The organism is Imperialibacter sp. EC-SDR9, from assembly GCF_902498805.1.
Taxonomy (GTDB): domain Bacteria; phylum Bacteroidota; class Bacteroidia; order Cytophagales; family Cyclobacteriaceae; genus Imperialibacter.
In genome coordinates this window covers 45,675-66,211 of record NZ_LR701589.1, presented here as the reverse complement: position 1 = coordinate 66,211, position 20,537 = coordinate 45,675, and the positions used below count along the sequence as shown (strand labels likewise).

General features: G+C 48.0%; 17 protein-coding genes. 7 read left to right on the top strand and 10 right to left on the bottom strand.

All coding sequences use genetic code 11. The features are described from left to right. Positions 1 to 5: 5 nt before the first annotated feature. Positions 6 to 1,913, top strand: a complete 1,908-nt coding sequence (locus tag GC130_RS16640) for an ATP-dependent DNA helicase RecQ (protein WP_151999470.1) — start codon at positions 6 to 8, stop codon at positions 1,911 to 1,913. On the opposite strand, the gene GC130_RS16635 is transcribed toward GC130_RS16640, so the two are convergent. The 3 genes from GC130_RS16635 to GC130_RS16625 all read right to left on the bottom strand — a co-directional run bounded on the left by GC130_RS16635 (position 1,906) and on the right by GC130_RS16625 (position 6,374). Then, positions 1,906 to 3,987 carry an ATP-binding protein gene (locus GC130_RS16635; RefSeq protein ID WP_151999469.1) on the bottom strand — a complete coding sequence of 694 codons (2,082 nt, stop codon included), beginning with the start codon at positions 3,985 to 3,987 and terminating at the stop codon, positions 1,906 to 1,908. The two genes, GC130_RS16640 and GC130_RS16635, sit on opposite strands and share 8 nt — an antisense overlap. A gap of 125 nt (positions 3,988 to 4,112) precedes the next feature. Beyond that, positions 4,113 to 5,297, bottom strand: coding sequence for a phosphoglycerate kinase (pgk, locus tag GC130_RS16630; RefSeq protein WP_151999468.1), 1,185 nt, complete (start codon positions 5,295 to 5,297; stop codon positions 4,113 to 4,115). Positions 5,298 to 5,420: 123 nt separating this feature from the next. Then, complete coding sequence (locus GC130_RS16625) at positions 5,421 to 6,374, bottom strand: L-threonylcarbamoyladenylate synthase (RefSeq protein WP_151999467.1); 954 nt, start codon at positions 6,372 to 6,374, stop codon at positions 5,421 to 5,423. An 85-nt stretch (positions 6,375 to 6,459) separates the two neighbouring features. Between GC130_RS16625 and GC130_RS28635 the strand changes: the two genes are divergently transcribed. Beyond that, entirely contained in the window at positions 6,460 to 6,621 is a 162-nt protein-coding gene (locus GC130_RS28635; RefSeq protein ID WP_193217886.1) for a hypothetical protein, read from the top strand. A gap of 369 nt (positions 6,622 to 6,990) precedes the next feature. Here the strand turns inward: GC130_RS28635 and GC130_RS16620 are convergent, their stop codons facing one another. Genes GC130_RS16620 through GC130_RS16605 form a run of 4 tightly spaced genes read right to left on the bottom strand, consistent with a single transcriptional unit; the run spans position 6,991 to position 11,388 of the window. Next, positions 6,991 to 9,822 (bottom strand): FlgD immunoglobulin-like domain containing protein, encoded by a 2,832-nt coding sequence (locus GC130_RS16620; protein WP_151999466.1) that lies wholly within the window; start codon positions 9,820 to 9,822, stop codon positions 6,991 to 6,993. A gap of 15 nt (positions 9,823 to 9,837) precedes the next feature. Beyond that, entirely contained in the window at positions 9,838 to 10,395 is a 558-nt protein-coding gene (locus GC130_RS16615) for an NUDIX hydrolase (protein WP_151999465.1), read from the bottom strand. Between the two features lie 5 nt (positions 10,396 to 10,400). Next, the gene (locus GC130_RS16610; protein WP_151999464.1) at positions 10,401 to 10,769 is read right to left on the bottom strand and encodes a carboxypeptidase regulatory-like domain-containing protein; all 369 of its coding nucleotides are present in this window, start codon (positions 10,767 to 10,769) and stop codon (positions 10,401 to 10,403) included. A gap of 31 nt (positions 10,770 to 10,800) precedes the next feature. Then, the gene (locus GC130_RS16605) at positions 10,801 to 11,388 is read right to left on the bottom strand and encodes a hypothetical protein (protein WP_151999463.1); all 588 of its coding nucleotides are present in this window, start codon (positions 11,386 to 11,388) and stop codon (positions 10,801 to 10,803) included. An 82-nt stretch (positions 11,389 to 11,470) separates the two neighbouring features. Here GC130_RS16605 and GC130_RS16600 point away from each other — a divergent pair, with 82 nt between their 5' ends. Then, positions 11,471 to 11,848: a RidA family protein gene (locus GC130_RS16600; RefSeq protein ID WP_151999462.1), complete on the top strand. Its 378-nt coding sequence runs from the start codon at positions 11,471 to 11,473 to the stop codon at positions 11,846 to 11,848. Between the two features lie 57 nt (positions 11,849 to 11,905). Next, the gene (locus GC130_RS16595) at positions 11,906 to 12,313 is read left to right on the top strand and encodes a DUF4174 domain-containing protein (RefSeq protein WP_193217885.1); all 408 of its coding nucleotides are present in this window, start codon (positions 11,906 to 11,908) and stop codon (positions 12,311 to 12,313) included. A gap of 29 nt (positions 12,314 to 12,342) precedes the next feature. Here GC130_RS16595 and GC130_RS16590 read toward each other — a convergent pair whose 3' ends face one another. After that, a complete protein-coding gene (locus GC130_RS16590) occupies positions 12,343 to 13,338 on the bottom strand; it encodes a 2-hydroxyacid dehydrogenase (protein ID WP_151999460.1) in 996 nt (331 codons plus the stop codon). An 11-nt stretch (positions 13,339 to 13,349) separates the two neighbouring features. Continuing rightward, positions 13,350 to 15,668 (bottom strand): type I DNA topoisomerase, encoded by a 2,319-nt coding sequence (gene topA, locus GC130_RS16585; protein WP_151999459.1) that lies wholly within the window; start codon positions 15,666 to 15,668, stop codon positions 13,350 to 13,352. Between the two features lie 151 nt (positions 15,669 to 15,819). Here topA and GC130_RS16580 point away from each other — a divergent pair, with 151 nt between their 5' ends. Beyond that, positions 15,820 to 16,341 carry a histidine phosphatase family protein gene (locus tag GC130_RS16580; RefSeq protein WP_151999458.1) on the top strand — a complete coding sequence of 174 codons (522 nt, stop codon included), beginning with the start codon at positions 15,820 to 15,822 and terminating at the stop codon, positions 16,339 to 16,341. Beyond that, on the top strand, positions 16,342 to 17,478 hold the full coding sequence (locus GC130_RS16575) for a glycerate kinase (RefSeq protein WP_151999457.1): 1,137 nt from the start codon (positions 16,342 to 16,344) through the stop codon (positions 17,476 to 17,478). Here the strand turns inward: GC130_RS16575 and GC130_RS16570 are convergent. Beyond that, on the bottom strand, positions 17,473 to 18,048 hold the full coding sequence (locus GC130_RS16570; RefSeq protein ID WP_151999456.1) for a TlpA disulfide reductase family protein: 576 nt from the start codon (positions 18,046 to 18,048) through the stop codon (positions 17,473 to 17,475). The genes GC130_RS16575 and GC130_RS16570 overlap by 6 nt on opposite strands. Positions 18,049 to 18,223: 175 nt before the next feature. Here GC130_RS16570 and GC130_RS16565 point away from each other — a divergent pair, with 175 nt between their 5' ends. Then, positions 18,224 to 20,527, top strand: a complete 2,304-nt coding sequence (locus tag GC130_RS16565) for a Tex family protein (RefSeq protein WP_151999455.1) — start codon at positions 18,224 to 18,226, stop codon at positions 20,525 to 20,527. Positions 20,528 to 20,537 lie beyond the last annotated feature (10 nt).

Genomic DNA, 20,537 nt, shown 5'->3' with positions numbered 1-20,537 from the left:
GAAAAGTGAAAGCGCCAGCCGACATATTAAAGCAATACTGGGGATACGATGCCTTCCGGCCTTTGCAGGAAGACATCATCCAAAGTGTGCTCGACGGCAAGGACACACTGGCGCTCCTGCCCACAGGCGGTGGTAAGTCTATCTGCTTTCAGGTGCCGGCCATGTGCATGGAAGGCATCTGTATCGTGGTATCACCGCTCATTGCCCTGATGAAGGATCAGGTGTTTCAACTCCAAAAGCGGGAAATTGAAGCCGAGGCCATCTACTCAGGCATGAGCAAAAGAGAGATCGACATCATTCTCGACAACTGCATTTACGGTAACATCAAGTTCTTGTATGTGTCGCCGGAGCGTCTGCTGACGGAGATTTTCATTGAGCGGGCAGCCAAAATGAAGGTGTCGCTATTGGCCATTGATGAGGCGCATTGCATTTCGCAATGGGGCTACGACTTTAGGCCTCCCTACCTGCAAATAGCCGATTTCAGGGAGAAAATATCCGACGCCAAACTCATCGCTCTCACCGCCTCAGCCACACTGAAAGTGCAGCAGGACATACAGGACAAGCTGAGGATGAAAGCGACGGCTGTTTTTATGAAGAGCTATGCCAGAAAGAACCTGTCCTACTCGGTGTTTAAGGTAGAAGACAAAGGCAGGAAGCTGCTGGAGGTACTCACCAATGTGCAGGGGTCGGCCGTGGTGTACGTAAGAAGCCGGAAGCGCACGGAGGAGCTTGCCAAATGGCTCATGTCGAACCGCATATCTGCCTCCTACTATCATGCGGGGCTGAACGCCATGGAGCGGGCCAACCGGCAAACCCACTGGATCGACAACAAAGTGCGGGTGATGGTGGCTACCAATGCCTTTGGCATGGGCATCGACAAGCCCGATGTGCGGGTGGTGATCCACGTCGATATTCCTGACAGCCTCGAGGCTTACTATCAGGAAGCGGGCAGGGGAGGCCGTGACGAGAAGCTTGCTTACGCAGTCGTGATTTACCTGGCAGCGGACGTCAGGGAACTGAAGGAACGCACCCTTCGCTCATTGCCGGAGGTAGAGTACCTCAAAAAGGTATACCAGGCACTGGCCAACTACTTCAAGCTGGCGGTGGGCAGTTCACAGTTTGTATCGTTCGACTTTGACTATGAACAGTTCATCAAAACGTACCAGCTGAATGCGTTTGAAGCCTTTGCTGCGCTGAAAAAACTGGAGGAGGAAGGGCTGATCCAGCTGACAGAGAGCTTTTACCAGCCATCGAGGCTGTTTGCTCAGGTCGACAAGCAGGAGCTTTATAAAATACAGGTGGCCAATGCCAATTTGGATCCCGTGATCAAGGCTGCACTCCGCCTTTTTGGTGGTGAGGTGTTCGCTCATTTGACGACAATTTCCGAAAGTGACATTGCCAGACTTGCCAATTGCACGAGGGCTGAAGTGGTAAAGCAGCTGACGTATTTGGACACACAGGGGGCCTTTGTGTACGAGAAAATGAAAGACTCGCCACAGGTGCAGTTCCTTACGCCCCGCCAGGATGCCGCCAAGCTTTCCATCGACAAACAACGCCTGGCGCAGCGAAGAGAAGAGTTGATTGGTAAGGTGGAGGCGATGGTAAAATACCTACAGCAGGAAGTGAGGTGCAGAACACAGGTGATTCAGGAATACTTTGGTGAAGAAAATGACATCCCCTGCGGGATGTGCGACTATTGCATCAGGCAAAAGAAGATTCTTCAGTCGGAAAATGACTTCAATAAACTACTGACACAGCTGATGGATGAAATTGGAAAGAATCAGGTGTCGCTGGAACAACTAATGAAGGGGCATTCTGGCAAGACAAAGGAGGCGAGAATGTACGGGATCAGGCATTTGCTGGATGAAGAAAAGGTGCGATACAACGAAGTAGGCAAGCTGATGCTCACTTAGCCAACACCGTTGCCTGAGGCACGTGGCTATTTTCCATTGTTGGAATACTAACAATAAATTCGCAGCCTCTGCCAATATCACTTTCCAACTGAATATCCCCTCCCAGTGCCAGCGTTAGCTTTTTTGCGATGGACAAACCAAGGCCTGTGGACGACTCGTTCCCAGTTGCCCTATTGCTGGTGGTGGTGTATTTGTCAAACAAAGTCAATTGTTCCTCTTTAGAAATGCCCGGCCCATTGTCTCTCACGATGATGGCGCAATGCTTTAGCTGCATGGCAAACTCCAGACTTACCGTGGCACCCGACTGGCAGTATTTTATGGCATTGGATAAAAGGTTGGAAAGTATCTGCGAGATGTAGTCGCCGTCAGTTAATACCTCATTTTTATTGTCTGATGGCGTAAATAACAACTCGATATCCTTCGACGCAGCTTTTGGGCTAAACTCGCTCATTGTTTCAACTATCAAATCATTGATGCTCACCATCTCAAGCTCTGGTATCCTGCTGGCTGGCGAAGCGTGCTCATTTCTGCCCAGGAATTTTGAAATGCTGCTATTGATTCGCTGACAGATGGATTCTATCAGCTGTACATATTCTTTTCTCTCTTCGGCAGTAGTAGCTTCATGCTCCAGCAGTCCGGCAATGGAAACAATATTATTTACGGGGCTGCGCATATCATGTGCCACCAGCTTAATAAGGTCACTTTTTTCGTCATCAAGCCTCTTCAACTCGATATTTTGGTTGTTCACTTGTTCGTTAACAGCATAGAGCTTCTTTGTGATCTTTTTTAGCTTTAGCTGGTCAAAAGCAATGAATGCGAGCAGGGCCACAAAAAAAAGTGTAGCGGCAAGGTAATACCGTGACAAGGTGCTGGTGCTTGCCAACTCCCCCTGTGTAGCTTCAAGTTGATTGTTGAGGGCCTTGATTTTAAGGTTGGATTTTTGAATTTCGAAAGAGGCCACCATATCGGCGATGTAATTCTTGTAGCCTTCCGAGTTAATTGAATCCTGAAGGGTGTAAGCCCTTGAAATATCCCTTAGGGCAGGCCCTTCCAACCCCATTTTTTTAAGGATTTCGGCTTTGGTGAAGAGTACCCTGGTCAGCAGGGCAATGGCCTTGGTCTTCTCGCTCTGTATGAGCGCAGAGTCGATCATCTCAAGCGCACTTCTCAGGTAGTTTTGTTTCAGGCAAACACTGGACAGGTCCAGCATTATTTCTCCCTTTTCAATATCGTTGGTGCCCTCGTCAATGACGGTTTTTGCTTCAAAAAAGGATTTCTTAGCCTCTTTGTAAAGACCTTTTTCCAGATAGAATTTCCCCAAAGCCCTGAGTCCGGCTGCGTTGATTCTTGGTGATAAGTTCTCTTTTCCTATCAGCACCAGCCCCAACTTGTAGTTCTCGAGGGCCAGCGTGTCTTTGTGCAGGCCAGCGTATATGTCGGCCAATAGAATGTGGGAGAGACCGCCCTCAATTTTGACGCCATTGCTAAGGCTGAATTGATCACATTCCTGCACCTTGTCGAGCGCCTTTTGGAACTCTTTGTTTTTTACATGAACAGCTGCCTCATCGTAGTAGCAATAGGCTATTAGCTGATTTTCATTTCCCTTGCGGTAGACATCCATGGCCTCATTGAGGTATTTCAAAGCGTACTCATGGAAGCCAAAGGCAGAGTAGACAAGACCAATGCAATGCAACGATTCGCCAATGAGCCGATAGTCATTGATCTCAACGCTAATATTTCTGGCCTGCTCAAGCAACGTCAGGGCTGGAATGATTTCTCCATTATTTAACTTCATCATGCCTTCCTCCTTTGTTGCGAAGGCCAGACCTGCTTTGTAGTCAAGCTCCCCGGCCAAGCTTTTTGCTTGCTGTATATAAGCGCTGGCTTTTGAGGGGTCGGATATATTGTAATACAGTGAAAGTTTGTTGAGCACGTCCACAAGCTGCTCTTTTTCACTGGTTTGGAGCAGGTTGATCAAGCTGTCTCGACTTTTGTCGGAGGGAAAATAAACAGAGTCAGCCCAAAGATTGGCCGAAACAATGAAAGTGATAAAGAAGAGGACAAGTGATTTCACCTTTATAAAGCAGTCTTTTTGTAGGTTAAAGCACTTTAAGGAAATAATTAAGGTCTGTGGTAAACGAAAATACAAAAAGGCGGCTTTAAAGCCGCCTTTTTTTCATTTATTTTCAGGGTGTGGCACTATTGAAGGGCCTTTACGCCCGGAAGTTCTTTGCCTTCCATGAACTCAAGAAGGGCTCCTCCACCTGTTGAAACATAACTTACCTTGTCCCCATAGCCCAATGTGTTAACGGCAGCAGCGGAGTCGCCTCCGCCAATCAGAGAAAAAGCGCCATTGCCTGTTGCTTTTACAACGGCATCGGCAATTTTCTTTGTTCCGTTCGCAAACTTTTCCATCTCAAATACGCCCATAGGCCCGTTCCAGAGAATAGTTTTGCTCGATTCTACCACTTTCGAGAAGATGGCCGTTGCCTCAGGCCCGATGTCAAGACCCATCCAGCCGTCGGGTATAGAGTGGTTGTTGGCCACTTTTGTATTGGCGTCGTTGCTGAAGTTATCAGCTATTATCGAATCGATAGGCAAGTGAAGCTCAACACCTTTTTCTTTGGCTTTCTGAATCAGCTCCTTGGCCAGCGAAAGCTTGTCTTCCTCCACCAGTGACTTGCCAATATGCCCACCCATGGCCTTGAAGAACGTGTAGGACATGCCACCGCCAATAATGAGGTGATCAACTGTATCGAGCAGTCTTTCGATGATCAGTATTTTATCGGAAATTTTAGCACCACCCATAATGGCCGTAAATGGCTTGGTGGCATTTTCAAGCACCTTCTGTGCGTTATCAAGCTCTGCTTGCATCACGTAGCCACACACCTTGTCCTTCATGTAGTTGGCCACGATGGTAGTGGAGGCGTGCGCCCGGTGAGCAGTTCCGAAAGCGTCGTTTACATAAACGTCGCCATGCTTAGCCAGCTTTTGTGAAAACTCCGCATCACCTTTTTCTTCCTGCTTGTAAAACCTCAGGTTTTCAAGTAACAAAACACCTCCTGGTTGCAGAGCGGCACTCATTTTGAAAGCCGCTTCGCCAATGCAGTCATCTGCAAACTGAACCTTCGTTCCTAGGGCTTCAGTCAGGTAGGCTACCACATGCTTCAACGAGAATTTTTCTTCAGGGCCTTCCTTTGGGCGACCCAAATGGCTCATGAGCACAACAGACCCACCATCCTTTATTATTTTATTGATTGTTGGAATGGCTGCCTTTAGTCGATTGTCGTCCGTTATATTGTTTGACTTGTCGAGGGGCACATTAAAATCGACCCGTATTAGCGCTCTTTTTCCTTTAAAATTGTACTTATCTAGTGTTATCATAAAAGGTTTTTAATTTTTAAAACCAGGGAAATAAATTGGCTCGAGAATGTGGGCTAATGATAGCTGTAAAATTACTTTTTTTAGGCGAGTTTGAAAGAGGTTCGCCGGGTCTTTCGTTTTGCCCTATGCCTGGGCACGCTTCAAACGATCATTGATGGCCTTCCCCAAACCGATTTCCGGCACGTATTCAGCTATAATGCAGTTCGCAGCAGTTTTATCCATTTTTCGCATGGCTGAAAATAGGTTGGCAGCTGCCTCATCAATGTTTCCCGCCTTCGACAGGATAAACTTGTTGTTTTCGGGCACTTCAGGAAAGTCTTTCTGAAATGAAATAACCGCCACTTTCAGCGGGTTTAATTTGGGGATCAGCTCTTCCAGGTTGCCAACAACTACCCTTTTTGTCGGCGCATAGTGGCTTTTTAACATGCCTGGTGCGGCAGGGTCGGAACTCATATTGGTTCTTATGCGCACTGTGCCAATGAGCTTTTCTATTTCGTCAATTCGCTTACCACCCAGGCGATAAACAACCGGCTTATTGTTTTCGAACCCGATAATGGTTGACTCAATACCGACACGGCAAGGCCCCCCGTCGAGGATGTATGGAATGGCTTCCCCAAGTTGGTCCTGCACATGGTGTGCCGTGGTGGGGCTTACGTAGCCAAATGGATTGGCGCTGGGTGCTGCCAGCGGATAATCAAGCTTCTCCAGCAATTCTGTAGTGAGCGGGTGATCGGGGATTCGCACCGCCACAGTTTTTAATCCGGAGGTAAGCAGCAGCGGAATCCTTTTTTTCTTTGGAAGCAGCAGCGTAAGTGGGCCGGGCCAAAATGCCTCAGCGAGGTCAAGCGCTACATCCGGGATGTCCTTAACAAACGTCTTAACTTTTTCGAGGCTGTCGGTGTGTGCGATAAGGGGATCGAAGGAGGGCCTGTTTTTTACCTGAAATATTTTAAGCACCGAGGCCTCATTATATGCGTTGCCAGCAAGGCCATAGACGGTCTCAGTGGGCAGCCCTATCAGTTGCCCCTGGTCCAGAAAGGACTTTGCTTTGTCTATATCGATCCCTATTTCTGCCATGAAATTTCATCAGATACTGCGAATCTACAATTATTCTGTTTATTTCGTGATGTATTAAATTACACGCAAAAAATATTTTAAAGCTATGAGTCAAAGAACCAGATCTATCATAAAACTAATCGCCGTACTCGTTGTGCTGCTACTTGTTTTGGGTGAATTGAGTATTGTTATTATCCCTGCTATCGCTGCCTACAAGTTTTGGCTTATGGTCATCGCCTTTATGTTGGTGCTGATTAGCTCCAAATAGGATAAAAAAAAGAATATCTTGCAGATACCCCTGATGGACTTTTGACTATTCAAAGGTATGAATTAGCGCTACCTACGATTAATCGCCCAATATTTTGTAGAAAATAAGGAAATACTTACATCAGTTCTTTGCTTTCATAGCACTATTCTGATGCGTTATCTTCCTGAAAGGCATGCAAGTATTGTTTTTTGTACCAAAACTTACATGTATAATATCGCCAGGTTTAATGCCTGAATAGTATCATTGCTGCGCTCTATCTTTGAGTTAATTAATCAAATGGAAAACGATCCAATTGATTAGGTTCTTTAAGGTTTAATTAAGGTTGATGGTGGGCCCCGAGCAGATTTTGTCTGCCGGGGTTTCTTTTTTTTAGTGGTTGAGTATCAGCCTGACAGTTTTTTGTTCACCAGAGGCCAATTGTATCCGGCAAAAGTAAACTCCATCCACCACTGCCGTGCCCGTCACGTTCGTTCCATCCCATGTCATAGTAGTGGCCCCTTCAAACTGTGTGCCCCAAACAAGCGTTTTGATCTGCTGGCCGGCGGCATTATAAATGATGGATTTCACAATTTGTTTTTTTGGTATTTCGAAGGGAATGCTAATCAAATCAGTGAAAGGGTTGGGGTAGGGGGCACCGACAATAAATTTCTCAGAAGACGACGGTCTTTCGATCACCAAATGATCGGATATAAAAGTTTCAAATATGCCATTTCCATGGGTGGCAATCGCCAGTCGCCCGTCAAGCGGATTGTAGCTCAGCATAGGTACTACGCTGTAGCCAACCACGTCGGAGCCTTCTCTGGCCCAGGTGGTGGCGGTTCCCGATAGCGCTTCGGTTGCGTAAAGCCCCGACCCGGTGCCAACAGCAGCCATTAGCTCACCACCTTGCATGGGGATCAACTGCCCCCAACGGACACTGGGGCCATTTCCCGTTCCATCCGGATGCTCTTCCAGGTTACCACTTATGTCGGTGAATGAAAGGCCACCATCGTCTGAAAAGAAGATACTGGGAATGCCGTAGTTGGAAAAGACCACCATGATATTGTGGTGATCGGAAGGGTCAATGGAAATGGAGCTGATGAACGCTTGCGGGAAATCAGCACCTGTAATTTCTTCCATATCAAAGGCTGTGTCTCCTGCTGAAGTCAGCTTGAAAAGCCTGCCGGTACTGTTACCATACAGTAGCCATTTTTCTCCCGTGGTGCTTATCTCCATGGCTGTAATTTGCCCTTCGGGGATAACCGACGACTCGATTCGCTGCCAGTTAGTGCTCGTTTTTTCCTGCGAGCCGTTAGTGATCTGGCTTAGGTTTGAGTTCCTCCAAATGATGTTTCCACCGGCCAGGAACATGATATTGTTATTGCCCGGGTCAAGCCTGAAAGGGTTCACGAACAGGTAGCCATTGTCGCTGTCAAGCCCCCCATTTGTTGGGTCTACCCTGGCATAGCCGGTGAGTTCGAATTTAGTATTGAACGTAAGCCGGTAGATTTGCGCCATTTGTGCCGACACATACCAAAATGTGCCATCTGATGTGGTTTGGCAATAGCTGCCATCTCCGGAAAAAACCTGGTCCCATGGCGGGTTTTCGCCGGGGGCACTTCTCAGGTAAGTGCCATTGTCCTGCATGCCGCCCACCATCAGGTCGCTGTACTCATATTTGGGGATGTCGATGGTGAAAAACTGGGAAGTCAGGTAGCCATTGTTGAGGCTTAGCCAGTTGACTTCTTTCGACAGTCCACTCCAGGTAATCGACACGCCGGCGTCGTGACCAGAAAGCATTTTTGCCGGATCAGCGCTGTAGAAGGCGAGTACATGCTGGTCGGCGTGGTGGTTTGGGTACTGGCTGGCATTGTTTTCCGGGTCGTATCCTCCAATCCACTCGGTGTTGTCCTTGCTTTTAAAGCCGTCGGACGAACGAAACAGATTGGTACCGCCCATGAACACGATGTTTTCATCAGTTGGGTGAACCTCCAGTAGCATATTGTAGCCGTTTTGGGTGTCAAACTCACCCACTCTGCCACCAAAGTCTGGTATGTTGGCCGATAGGTTCTCCCAAATATACTTATTGCCAGAAGGCAGGTAGGTGGCTTTCCACAGGTTAGTGGCGGCGGCATCAACTAAAAAGTAGATGACTCTTTCGTTGGAAGGCGACGGTGTGATGACTATTCGTCTGTATTGCACTGGAAACCCTGTGGGGGTAATGTTGACCCAGGATAGTCCATCTTCTGATCTGTAAATGCCGGCTTTTGCCCAGTTGTTGTCGGCATTGCTTGTGGTACTCAATGCTCCATACTTAATCCCGTTTTTGGTAACTGACACGTCGCTAAAGAACGGAAAGGTTTTGTCATTCAAATCGGTACCGGGTGGCTCGCTCAGCAAGTCTGCACCCAGCACAGTTGCCCAGGTGTCACCGCCGTCGGCAGAGCGGATGATGCCTCCAATGGTGGCGGCGTACAGCTCGTCTTCATTGCTGTTGGCCGTATTGATGGCCAGCTTGTAGATATACTGAAAAGGACTTCCAAAAGTGGTGACATCCCCCGATACAGTAGCACTCAGTGGTTGCCAGGTGAGCCCTTTGTCGATCGATTTGAAAATACCGTCGCCTCTGTACGGTGTGGAATTATTCGCTCTGGCTGAGTTGAAAAGGGAATATTCGCCCGTGCCGAAGTACCAGGTATCGGTGTGGCCAGCCCGTGTGTCCTGCACCAGGCAACTCACACTGTTGATCATTTCGGTTGGCGTGATTCTTTTCCATATAATCCCCTCGTTTTCAGTTCGCCACAATCCACCGGAAACGCCTCCCGCCAGAATTACCTTTTCATTGCTGCGGTCGATGGCCAGCGCCCGGGTACGTCCGCCGACGTTGTAGGGTCCTCGTGGGATGTAGGCCCTTTCCTTGGTTCTCGCAAGACCACTCCGTTTCATTTCGCTGCTTGTGGGGAGCTGTCGGGTAAACTTGAGGGCCTTGCTGTGAATACCTGCGGGGATTGCTCCTGACAACGGATCCGCCAGCATCATGCGTTCAAAGTTGGCTCTGGCATCCGGATCTTCTTCGACTCCCAGGCTGGTGGGCGTAAATGGTGTGGTCAGCACTTCAGGCGACTGCTGGTCGCCGTCGTTTGAACACTTTCCTAAAAAGTAAATCGAAAGGACGCCGCAGACTAGTAGCAGTGCGGAGATAAGGGGAATCCTTTTGTTCATATCAACTTCACTGTGTCAGATTAGCGATGCCTTTAGCTTGAGTGTTTTTTTAACCATCCGGAGAATTGATTCTTCAAAACCTGTTTCTTCAGTAACAGACGACAAGGGCACCCACCTTACATCTCTGCTTTCATGGTTTATAATAAGCGGAGCTAACGCATCTGCCATGGCGATAAACCTGATGTCGTAGTGAAAATGAGCCGGCTCGTTGCCTCTTTCAGGAATAAGGTGAATATCGATATCAAAAATATCTTTGGTGATCCATTTATAGGTACTAAGCCCTGTTTCTTCTTCGAGTTCTTTGGTGGCAACTTTCAATATGTCCTCTTCACCATCGGCATGACCGCCTGGTTGCAGCCATCTGTTGAGCTTTTTGTGGTGCAACAGTACTACCTGATCGAGGGATGGAGAAACTACCCAGGCAGAGCCGGTGATATGGCCTGAAACCAAATCTCTCCGAAAACAACCTAAGAAGTTTTGAAGAAGAGATACAAACCTTGGAGCGTAATGAACCTCACTTGAATGGAGCGTTTCGTAATGGCTCAAAAGGCTGATCAGTTCTTTTCGGGACATCCGGTCTACTGAATCACAATGTTTACTTTGTTCATTCGCCCTTCTTGTAGCGGAGCTGTTTCAGCACCTTCACCATTGTTGTCAAGGTCTCCTTTTCTGGCCACAACAAAGTAAGGCTTTGGCTGCAGTTTGGTAAACGTTACTCGTCCTTTTGCATCGGTCAACTGCGACTCTTGCACAGGGTTCTTTTCTTCTATGTAGTTGTCTTCGGTGTCATAAAGGGTTACCGTAACACCCTCTTCTGCATTACCAAGGCTATTCAATACAGTGATTCTCAGGTTGGTGGGGAGCAACTGGCTGGAAGATGTGAGCAGCAAGAAGCATGCAATCATTAAAATGTTAAAGCCTGTAATTCTGTGAGCAATTCTTTTCATTGTTTTGAGATTTATAACGGTTTTAAGTTTATCAGTCGATAGAAAACAAATGTGAGATCAATTCTCTATGGTCTTCAGCCGGCTCATATTGTCTATCGAAGTAGATATTAGCCAGTAGCTTAATATAGCTCGGCTGATCATCAATCATTATGTACTCCACAAGAATGTTACCAAAAAGTTGTTTGGATAGCTGATCAGTAGTACCCATAGGTGGTTTTAGGTAGTGTTTCTCTCTGGTTTCAATCGTGTCGTTCTTCTCCGTGATCGTCACATCGCTGTTTACCTGCCTGTAGCCCAAGGTTTTGCTGATTTCCGCCAGGTAGTCGAACAGAAACTGAAACTCCGGCTTATCGAAATCTGGCGAGTATGTCAGCGCAAATCCGTTTGACGCCGAGGAGGCAAACACGTGCACATTGGGTTCACTTTGAATTCCTGATTTTTTGAAATGGTAGGAGCGGCTGTAGTCCGAAATCATTTTGGTGGCACGGCCATCCAACTTCCATTGCTCATAGCCTTGCAGGTATTTTTCATTTCTTACAATCACCTCATGAAGGATGATCGAAGTTTCACTGCCCCGGCTATTGAATAATTTCTGATATAACTGATCGAAGAATGCCATTTCCGAAAGATAACGAGATGCAGGGTGGATTAGTTAAAACAAGAATAGATTTTTATAGATTGGTCTAAATTATTGAGCAAACATGAAGAAAATACATTCAGACGAGGCACCCAAGGCCATAGGCCCTTATTCGCAGGCGATCAGATCCGGAGGCCTCATATTCTGTTCGGGGCAAACACCCATTGTGCCCGACACCAACAAAATGGTTGAAGGGGAGATAGGGCCGCAGACCCGGCAGGCACTGATGAATTTGTCGGCGGTGCTGAAAGCAGAGGGTTTGTCATTGGCCGACGTGGTGAAAACGACAGTATTTCTTAAAAACTTCCGGGACTTTCCTGCCATGAATGCAGTGTATGCAGAAGTGTTTGGAGAGCATCAGCCTGCCAGGAGCACAGTGGAGGTGAGCAGGCTACCCCTGGATGCGTTGGTGGAGATTGAATGTGTGGCAGAAGCTGGTTGATAACAAAAAACAATAGCGTCTGGTTATTTATTGATGGGATACATAGCATTCGCTTTAATGTTGGCAATTGGCTTAGGGGGAGAGAAGTCCGGCGACCCGCTTGAGCAGTTTGCCTGGAAAAACAGGGTCATTCTTGTCTTTCATTCCGAAAAAAACGCTGCCGTTGCCGCTCAGCAACTGGCGGTGTTGAAAAAGGATGGAAAGGAGTTTGATGATCGTGACCTTGTGTCAGGAACCATTGCCGACGGGTCAAAAGGGTCAATTGGAGGAAAATTAATTAACACCAGAGATGCCGCTGTCTTGCAGCAGAGGTTTAATCCGGCTAATGAGGACTTTTTAGTTGTTTTGATAGGAAAAGATGGTGGGGTAAAACTAAAGGAGCACACATCAGTTTCGCAGGCTGCAATTTTCGATCTGATCGACTCAATGCCCATGCGGAGATCGGAAATGAAAAAAAATCAGTAATTGAGATCAGAGCTCCGCTGTGTTGGACGCTAGTTTTTATGCAAAGTCACTTCATTGACCAGCGGCTGCCCCTCGTTGAAGCATCTTATGTTTTGCAGAGTTGTCTGGGCTATTTGCTCCAGCGCCTCACTTGTGAGAAAAGCCTGATGCGCTGTAATCAGCACGTTGGGAAAGGTCATCAGGCGGGAGATAACGTCGTCGTCGATGATGACATCGGAGAAGTCCTGAAAGAAGAGGTGCTCCTCCTGCTCGTAAACATCGATGCCCAGGGCGCCAAGCCGACGACTTTTCAATGCATCGATAGTAGCAGGTGTGTCGATGAGTGCTCCCCGGCTGGTGTTAATTAAAAAGGCTCCCGGTTTGATCTGGTCCAGTGCTTTCTCATCTATCAAGTGGTGTGTTTCAGGTGTCAGCGGGCAGTGAAGCGAGAGGATATCAGACTGAGCCAGTAGCTCATTCAATGGGTAGTACGCAATGCCCTTCTCAGTCAGTTCCGTGTTTGGGAAGGGATCGCAGGCAATGACCCGGCAGCCAAACCCCAGCATGATACTGGCAAAGGTGGCCCCAATTTTACCGGTGCCAATCACTCCAACGGTTTTGCCGAAAACATCGAACCCGGTCATACGCTCCAGCGAGAAATTGCCCTCTCTCACTCTATTGTATGCTTTATGCGTTTTTCTGTTCAGGGCAAGCAATAATGCGACCGCATGCTCGGCCACGGCGTGAGGAGAATAGGCGGGTACCCTCACCACCTTGATGCCGGCTTTGGCAGCGGCTTCCAGGTTTACCTGGTTGAACCCGGCACACCTGAGAGCTATCAGCAGAACCTTCTTACTTTTCAACACCTCAATGACTTGCTCATTGATCGTGTCGTTCACAAAACAGCAAACAACTGCTCCCTCTGGAATGACCACTGCCGTGATGGGATCCAGAGATGCTTCTATGAATATGAAGTCAAACTCCTTGTTGGCTTTTTCGAAGTATTCTTTGTCGTACGATTTGGTGCTAAAGAATACGATTTTCATGTTCGTTTACGCTATTTGGGCTTTCTCTTAAATCCCCCCTTTTTGGCAGGCGCCGCTTCGGCCAACTCCACACATTCGGCGTAGGTAAGCTCTTTGGGTTCTTTACCTTTAGGGATCTTCACGTTCTGTTTGCCAAACTTGATGTAAGGGCCAAAACGACCGTTTAGCACCTGAACTTCTTCGTTTTCAGTGAATTTCTTAATGAGCCTGTTGGCCTCCAATTCTCTCTTAGCCCTGATGATCAATACAGCCTCTTCCTCAGTGACCGTCATTGGGTCAAAATCTTTGGTAAGCGAATAGAATTGACTTTTGTGACGGATATACGGGCCAAACCTGCCGATAGCAGCCACCATTGGTTCCTCTTCAAACATCCCGATTTCCCTGGGGAGCTTAAACAGCTCAAGGGCATCTTCCAATGTTATATTCTCCATCAGCTGCCCCTTTTTCAGGCTGGCGTATTTGGGCTTCTCGTCTTCTGTTGCCTCACCTATTTGTGCCAGAGGGCCAAAACGCCCGAGCCTTACAGTCACCTTCTTGCCGCTGGCCGGGTCAGTGCCCAGCTCTTTGCTGGCACCTACTTCCGACCGGTCAACCTTTTCGGTGCTTTCTACCCTTGGGTGAAACTTACCGTAAAAGGAGTCAATCATAGTTTGCCATTCCACTTTGCCAGACGCTATGTCGTCAAACTCTTTTTCTACCCGGGCAGTAAAAGTGAAGTCGATCACGTTCGGGAAATGGAGCACCAAAAAGTCGTTGACCACCATGGCCAGGTTGGTAGGGAAGAGCTTCATTTTTTCGGCACCATAGTTTTCAGTACCTGTTTTGGCCGTGATTTTGCCGTTGGCCAGCGTCAGCTCCCGGTATTTCCTCTCCTTGCCGTCACGAGACTCCTTAATAACGTATTCTCTTTTTTGGATGGTGGAAATGGTTGGTGCGTAGGTCGACGGACGGCCTATGCCCATTTCCTCCAGCTGTTTTACCAGGCTTGCTTCAGTGTACCTGGTAGGCGGGCGTGTAAACGATTCTTTGCCAGTTATTTCCCTCAAAGTCAGCTTTTCACCGACCTTCAATGGCGGCAGCATTCCTTTAGCTTCTTCTTCATCCTCCTCGTCGTCGGTCGACTCGATGTATACTTTAAGGAAACCTTCAAATTGGATCACTTCTCCGGTGGCAGTCAATACCTCATCTGTAGTGGAGATGGCAATGGAAGCGATTGTTTTTTCTATTTGCGCATCCGCCATTTGAGAGGCGATCGCTCGTTTCCAGATCAGGTCGTAAAGCCGCTGTTCATTTCTTTCGGCACCGGCGGTGTGTGCTGAGAAGTCGGTAGGCCTGATGGCTTCGTGAGCTTCCTGAGCACTTTCTGACTTGGTTTTATACTTTCTGTTTTGAACAAAATCATTGCCATACGAAGACTTGATCTCGTTGGTGGCTCCGCTAACGGCTTCCTCTGACAGGTTGAGCGAGTCAGTTCTCATATACGAGATTTTACCCGATTCATAAAGTCGCTGAGCAATGGTCATGGTCTGACTCACCGAGAAACTCAACTTACGGCTGGCCTCTTGCTGAAGTGTTGACGTAGTAAACGGAGGGGCGGGAGATCTCTTGGTAGGCTTTTTCTCCAGGTTCTTGATAGAGAATTCTGCGCCGTTACATTTTTCAAGAAACGCTTGAGCTTCGGCTTCAGTCTTGAATTTTTTACCAAGCTCTGCCTTTAGCACTTTGCCGCCAGCAAGCAGGAAATTGGCCGTAATTTTGAAAGAAGACTCAGAATTGAAATGCTCAACTTCTCTTTCTCTCTCTACCACAAGTCGGACGGCCACAGATTGCACCCGGCCAGCTGAGAGGCCAGTTTTGATTTTTTTCCAGAGAATGGGCGAAAGCTCGAAACCTACCAGGCGGTCAAGTATTCTGCGGGCCTGCTGGGCATTCACGAGGTCAATGTCAATACCTCTTGGATTCTGTATGGCATTGTCAATCGCCTTCTTGGTAATTTCCCTGAAAACGATCCGCCTTGTGTTCTTTTCGTTCAGATCCAGCGCCTCCTTTAAGTGCCACGAAATGGCTTCTCCTTCACGGTCATCGTCACTAGCCAGGTAAATCATCTCAGCTTCCTTCGATAACTTTTTCAGCTGCTTGATGACATCTTTCTTGTCGGCCGTTATTTCGTAAGTCGGCTTGAAACCGTTCTTGATATCAATCGCTTTGTCTCCCTTGGGCAGGTCACGAACGTGGCCGTAACTCGACGTAACTGAATAGTCCTTCCCTAAGTATCCTTCAATTGTTTTTGCCTTTGCAGGCGACTCGACTATTACAAGGTTTTTCGACATTTCTCTGGGTTTTTTCCTTTCTACCAAATTGGTGAGGCGGTCAAATATCTTTAAAAAAAAACAAAAAAATCAAATGACGGGGATATTGGTAGGTTCGTTTTGCTATATTTCCCCTGCCATACTGACTTTTATTTAACCACGTTATAAGAGAATGGTTAAGAAATTATTGATTGTCCGACATGCCGAAGCAGGAGAGGCCGACCATGGGTCAAAAGACATCGAAAGGTATCTCACCAGGTCAGGCCAAAGAGAGGCAGTTCATACCGGTATGTACATAAAACGGCATGATTTAGTCCCCAACCTAATGGTTACCAGTTCGGCTATTCGTGCCTTTCAAACTGCGCAAACTATTGCCGAACAAATCAAGTATCCGGCGGAGGAAATTCAGGAAGACCAGGAACTGTACGACGCCTCGGTGAGAATTTTTTTAAGAATTGTGAATGAGCTGGATGTAAATTGCCAAAGTGTGCTTTTTGTTGGACACAACCCCACCGTTAGTTATATGGCAGAGCTGCTGACAGGCGAAACTGTGGGAAACATGGAACCGGGTAGTCTTGTTGAAATTCATTTTCCCATGGATTCATGGAAAGAGGTGTCGCAGAACACTGGCAAGCTGATCCAGTATATTACTCCGGGTCAAATTGAAGAAGACGAACACAGGCCGGATAATTAAATGCCGGCACTCAAAATACTTGTTGCTCCCAATGCGTTCAAAAGCGCTGCTACAGCCTTCGATATCGCTGAGGCCATCAAGAAAGGACTTCAAAAAAGTAAATGTCAGTCCAGAATAGTTTGCAAGCCAATAGCCGATGGTGGCGACGGCACCCTGCCTATCCTCGTTGATGCGCTACAAGGGGAGATTTTCAAGAAAGAAGTATCGGATCCGTTGGGACGGAAGTTGATGGCACCTTTTGGGTACATAGCCGACAAAAAGCTGGCTATCATTGAAATGGCCGATGCCTCGGGCCTTCGCTTACTCTCCGGGACAGAAAAAAATGCCATGAAAGCAAGTAGCGTTGGTACGGGGGAGCTGATGAAGGAGGCAATCGACCTTGGGGCTACACATATTATATTGTGTATTGGTGGCAGTGCAACCACCGATGGTGGGATGGGTATACTCACCGCCCTTGGTTATAAATTTCTTAACAGTAACGGAAAAGAGCTCGCCGGGTCGGGCGGAGCGTTAAAACACATAGCTCAGGTTGTTGAGCCAAAAAGTTTGACAGGGTTGCATATAACTGTGCTGTGCGATGTTAGTAACCCGTTGACAGGCCCTCTGGGAGCTGCAGCGGTATACGGGCCGCAAAAGGGGGCATCGCCGGAGCAGGTAGCTCAACTGGATGATGGACTGGCTCATTGGGCCAACCTTATCAGGCAGCATAGGGGGGTAGATGTCACAGGTGTGAAAGGAGGGGGCGCTGCCGGTGGTATTTCGGCGGGGCTGGTCGGCTGGATGGATGCTGAGCTGAAGCCGGGGGCGGAGTTTATACTGGAGCTTTTGGAAATGGACAAGGCGATCAAGGAAACTGATGTGGTGATCACGGCCGAAGGCAGCCTTGATGAGCAGACAGCGGAGGGCAAAGGGCCGTTTGTGCTGTTGGAAATGGCAGAGAAGCATCGCAAACCTGTAGTTGGCCTGGCGGGACGTATTCCACGGGAAATTCCCGATAGCGAGCTCAGAAGATTTTTGGCGCTACTGCCTGTAGGGAATCAGCCGGAGAGCCTGGAGACTGCAATGGCCAACACGCTTATTAATATAGAAAGAACGGCCTTCAACCTTGGAAACGTGCTGGCTTTGCAGCAGCTATAAGCTCAATAGCAAGTTTCTAAAGTCCTCAGTGTCGTAGCTAGCCATGCCAAACTGCTGCACTTTCACATGGCCATCGGGCGCTATCACAAAAGTGGTGGGTATCGACTGGGAATGAAAAACAGCTGGCAGCCCGCTTACCAAAGTATAAACCGGGAAAGTATACTCCTTCTTCTGAATAAATTTAATCGCCTTTTCTCGCTCGTCGTCCAGCGAAATCATAACGAACGCCACTTTGTCGCTCCCGACTTTGTCGTAAAGATCCTGGATTTCCGGCATTTCTGCTATGCAGGGAGGGCACCAGGTTGCCCAAAGATTGATGAAAACGGTTTTGCCTTTTAGGTCGCTAAAAGAAGAAACTTTCCCTTCCAGGTCTTCAAGCTGAAATCGATAATCCGATTCTGTGAGTGACAGCGTACTTTCGGGCTCGCTCGGCGACATGACGCCAGTAGCCAGAATACCTCTTTGCAATGTGCCGATGACTTCCGTATGCAAGCCAGTGAAATAAAGCGTTGCCATAACTCCCAGAATAACAGCCCATTCAATAAATTCCCTTTTCTTTTTCTTATCCATGTTGTCTTAATTCATTAGGAGTCAGCAGGTTTTTAGTCTCCGCAGCAATCAATACAAAAAAAGTCTTCATTTGATTCCGAAAGCCTTTATTTTCGAGCCCTGTTTCGAGTAATTTCGAAAATCACTTTGAGCAAAACACGTATTTAACAGACCCTAATCAGAAGTCAAGGAAGACATGAGCCAGGCACATTACCTCAAAATCGCAGCTGAATTAAGCATTTCCCCAAAACAGGTCGTAGCTACCGCTGAGCTTCTCGACGAAGGCGGAACCGTTCCCTTTATTTCCAGGTACCGTAAAGAGAGGACAGGAAGCCTCGACGAAGTTTTTATTGCGAAAATACGTGACCGAATTGGGCAACTGCGTGACCTCGACAAAAGAAGAGAGGCCATCCTCAAGTCGATTGAGGAGCAGGGCAAGCTGACTGATGAGCTGAAAGCGCAAATTGATGCAGCCGAAACCATGTCATCGCTGGAAGATATTTATTTGCCCTATAAGCCCAAGCGCCGTACCAGGGCTACCATTGCCAGAGAAAAGGGACTGGAGCCGCTAGCGCTTTGGATCTTTGAAAGACAAGCTGGTGAATTGGCTGGGGAAGCCGAAAAATACCTGGATGAGGAAAAAGGTGTGGCATCGGCTGAGGAGGCTTTGCAGGGAGCACGTGACATTATTGCGGAAATAGTGAATGAGGATCCGGATGCCCGAAAGAAGATGAGAGAGCTGTTTAATCGCAGTGGGGTTGTCTACTCCAAAGTGATGAAAGGCAAAGAGGAAGAAGGACAGAAATACAAAGACTACTTTGAGTGGTCTGAGCCCCTTGACAAGGTACCCTCTCACCGCCTGCTTGCTATGAGAAGAGGCGAAAAAGAGATGATCCTTATGCTGGATATGTATCCACCGGAAGAGGAAGCGACTTTGTTGCTTGAAAGACAGTTTGTGAAGGGCAGCAATCCGGTGGCTGAGCAGGTAAAAGAGGCTGTGCATGATTCATATAAGCGCTTGTTGAAGCCAAGCATGGAAACTGAAGCACGGCTGGGGTCAAAAGACAAGGCTGATGTGGAGGCCATTAACGTGTTTGCTGAAAACCTGAAGCAACTGCTGATGGCTGCCCCACTAGGGCAAAAGAGCATTCTCGCTGTCGACCCGGGATTCAGAACGGGTTGCAAAGTAGCTGCCTTGGACAGTCAGGGTAAGTTGCTGGACTTTGAGGCCATTTACCCGAATGAACCTCAGAAGGCGGTGCAGAAGGCTGCTGCGACAGTGGCCTATATGGTAGAGAAGTATAAAATTCAAGCCGTAGCCATAGGAAACGGAACAGCGAGCAGAGAAACCGAGCAGTTTATCAAATCTATCGGATTGCCATCGCATGTGCTGGTGGCCATGGTGAACGAAAGTGGCGCCTCTATCTATTCTGCATCGGATGTAGCCAGGGAAGAATTCCCTGACCAGGACGTGACAGTTCGTGGTGCCGTGTCCATAGGTCGCAGACTCATGGATCCATTGGCTGAGCTGGTGAAGATTGATGCTAAATCGATAGGAGTTGGCCAGTACCAGCACGACGTGGATCAAACAGAGCTAAAGAAATCGCTGGACGACGTGGTGATGAGCTGTGTGAACGCTGTTGGCGTGGAGCTTAACACGGCAAGCAAGCAGCTGCTTACCTACGTGTCGGGGCTGGGCCCGCAACTGGCACAAAACATAGTTGAGTTCAGGAATGCCAATGGGCCTTTCAAAGACAGGGAGTCATTGAAGAAAGTACCCCGCCTGGGAGACAAGGCTTATGAGCAGGCCGCTGGCTTCCTCCGCATCAGGGACGGCAAGAACGTGCTGGATACCAGTGCCGTTCACCCGGAACGGTATAATTTGGTGGAGCAAATGGCCAAAGACCTTGGTTGTGGCGTTACGGATTTGATGACGAGCACTGAGCTTCGACGGAAATTGGATTTGAAAAAGTATGTATCTGAGGAGGTGGGGCTCCCTACTTTGACAGATATTATTGAGGAATTAGCCAAACCAGGTCGTGACCCAAGGGAGTCGTTCGAGGTATTCTCTTTTACTGATGGAGTGAATGAGATGGCCGACCTTAAAATGGGCATGAAGCTTCCGGGCATCGTCACCAATGTGACCAAGTTTGGTGCTTTTGTGGACATTGGAGTGCATCAGGACGGCCTGGTTCACATCAGTCACCTGGCCGATAAATTTATTAGCGATCCGTCGGAGGCGGTTAAGCTACAGCAGAAGGTAATGGTGACAGTGGTAGAAGTTGACCTCGCCAGAAAACGGATTGCCCTGTCGATGAAAGCCGATCCATTTGCCACAGGCCCTGCTCCCAGAAAGGCAAGTGATAAAAAAGACGAGCGACCAGAGCCAAGGAGGCAGGAGCGAAGAAGCTTTCAGCCTCAAAAACCACAGCAATCAGATGAGCCAGACGGAGATTTGCAGGCACAGTTGGCTAAGCTGAGGGGGAAATTTGGGGGATGATTGAGTAGCG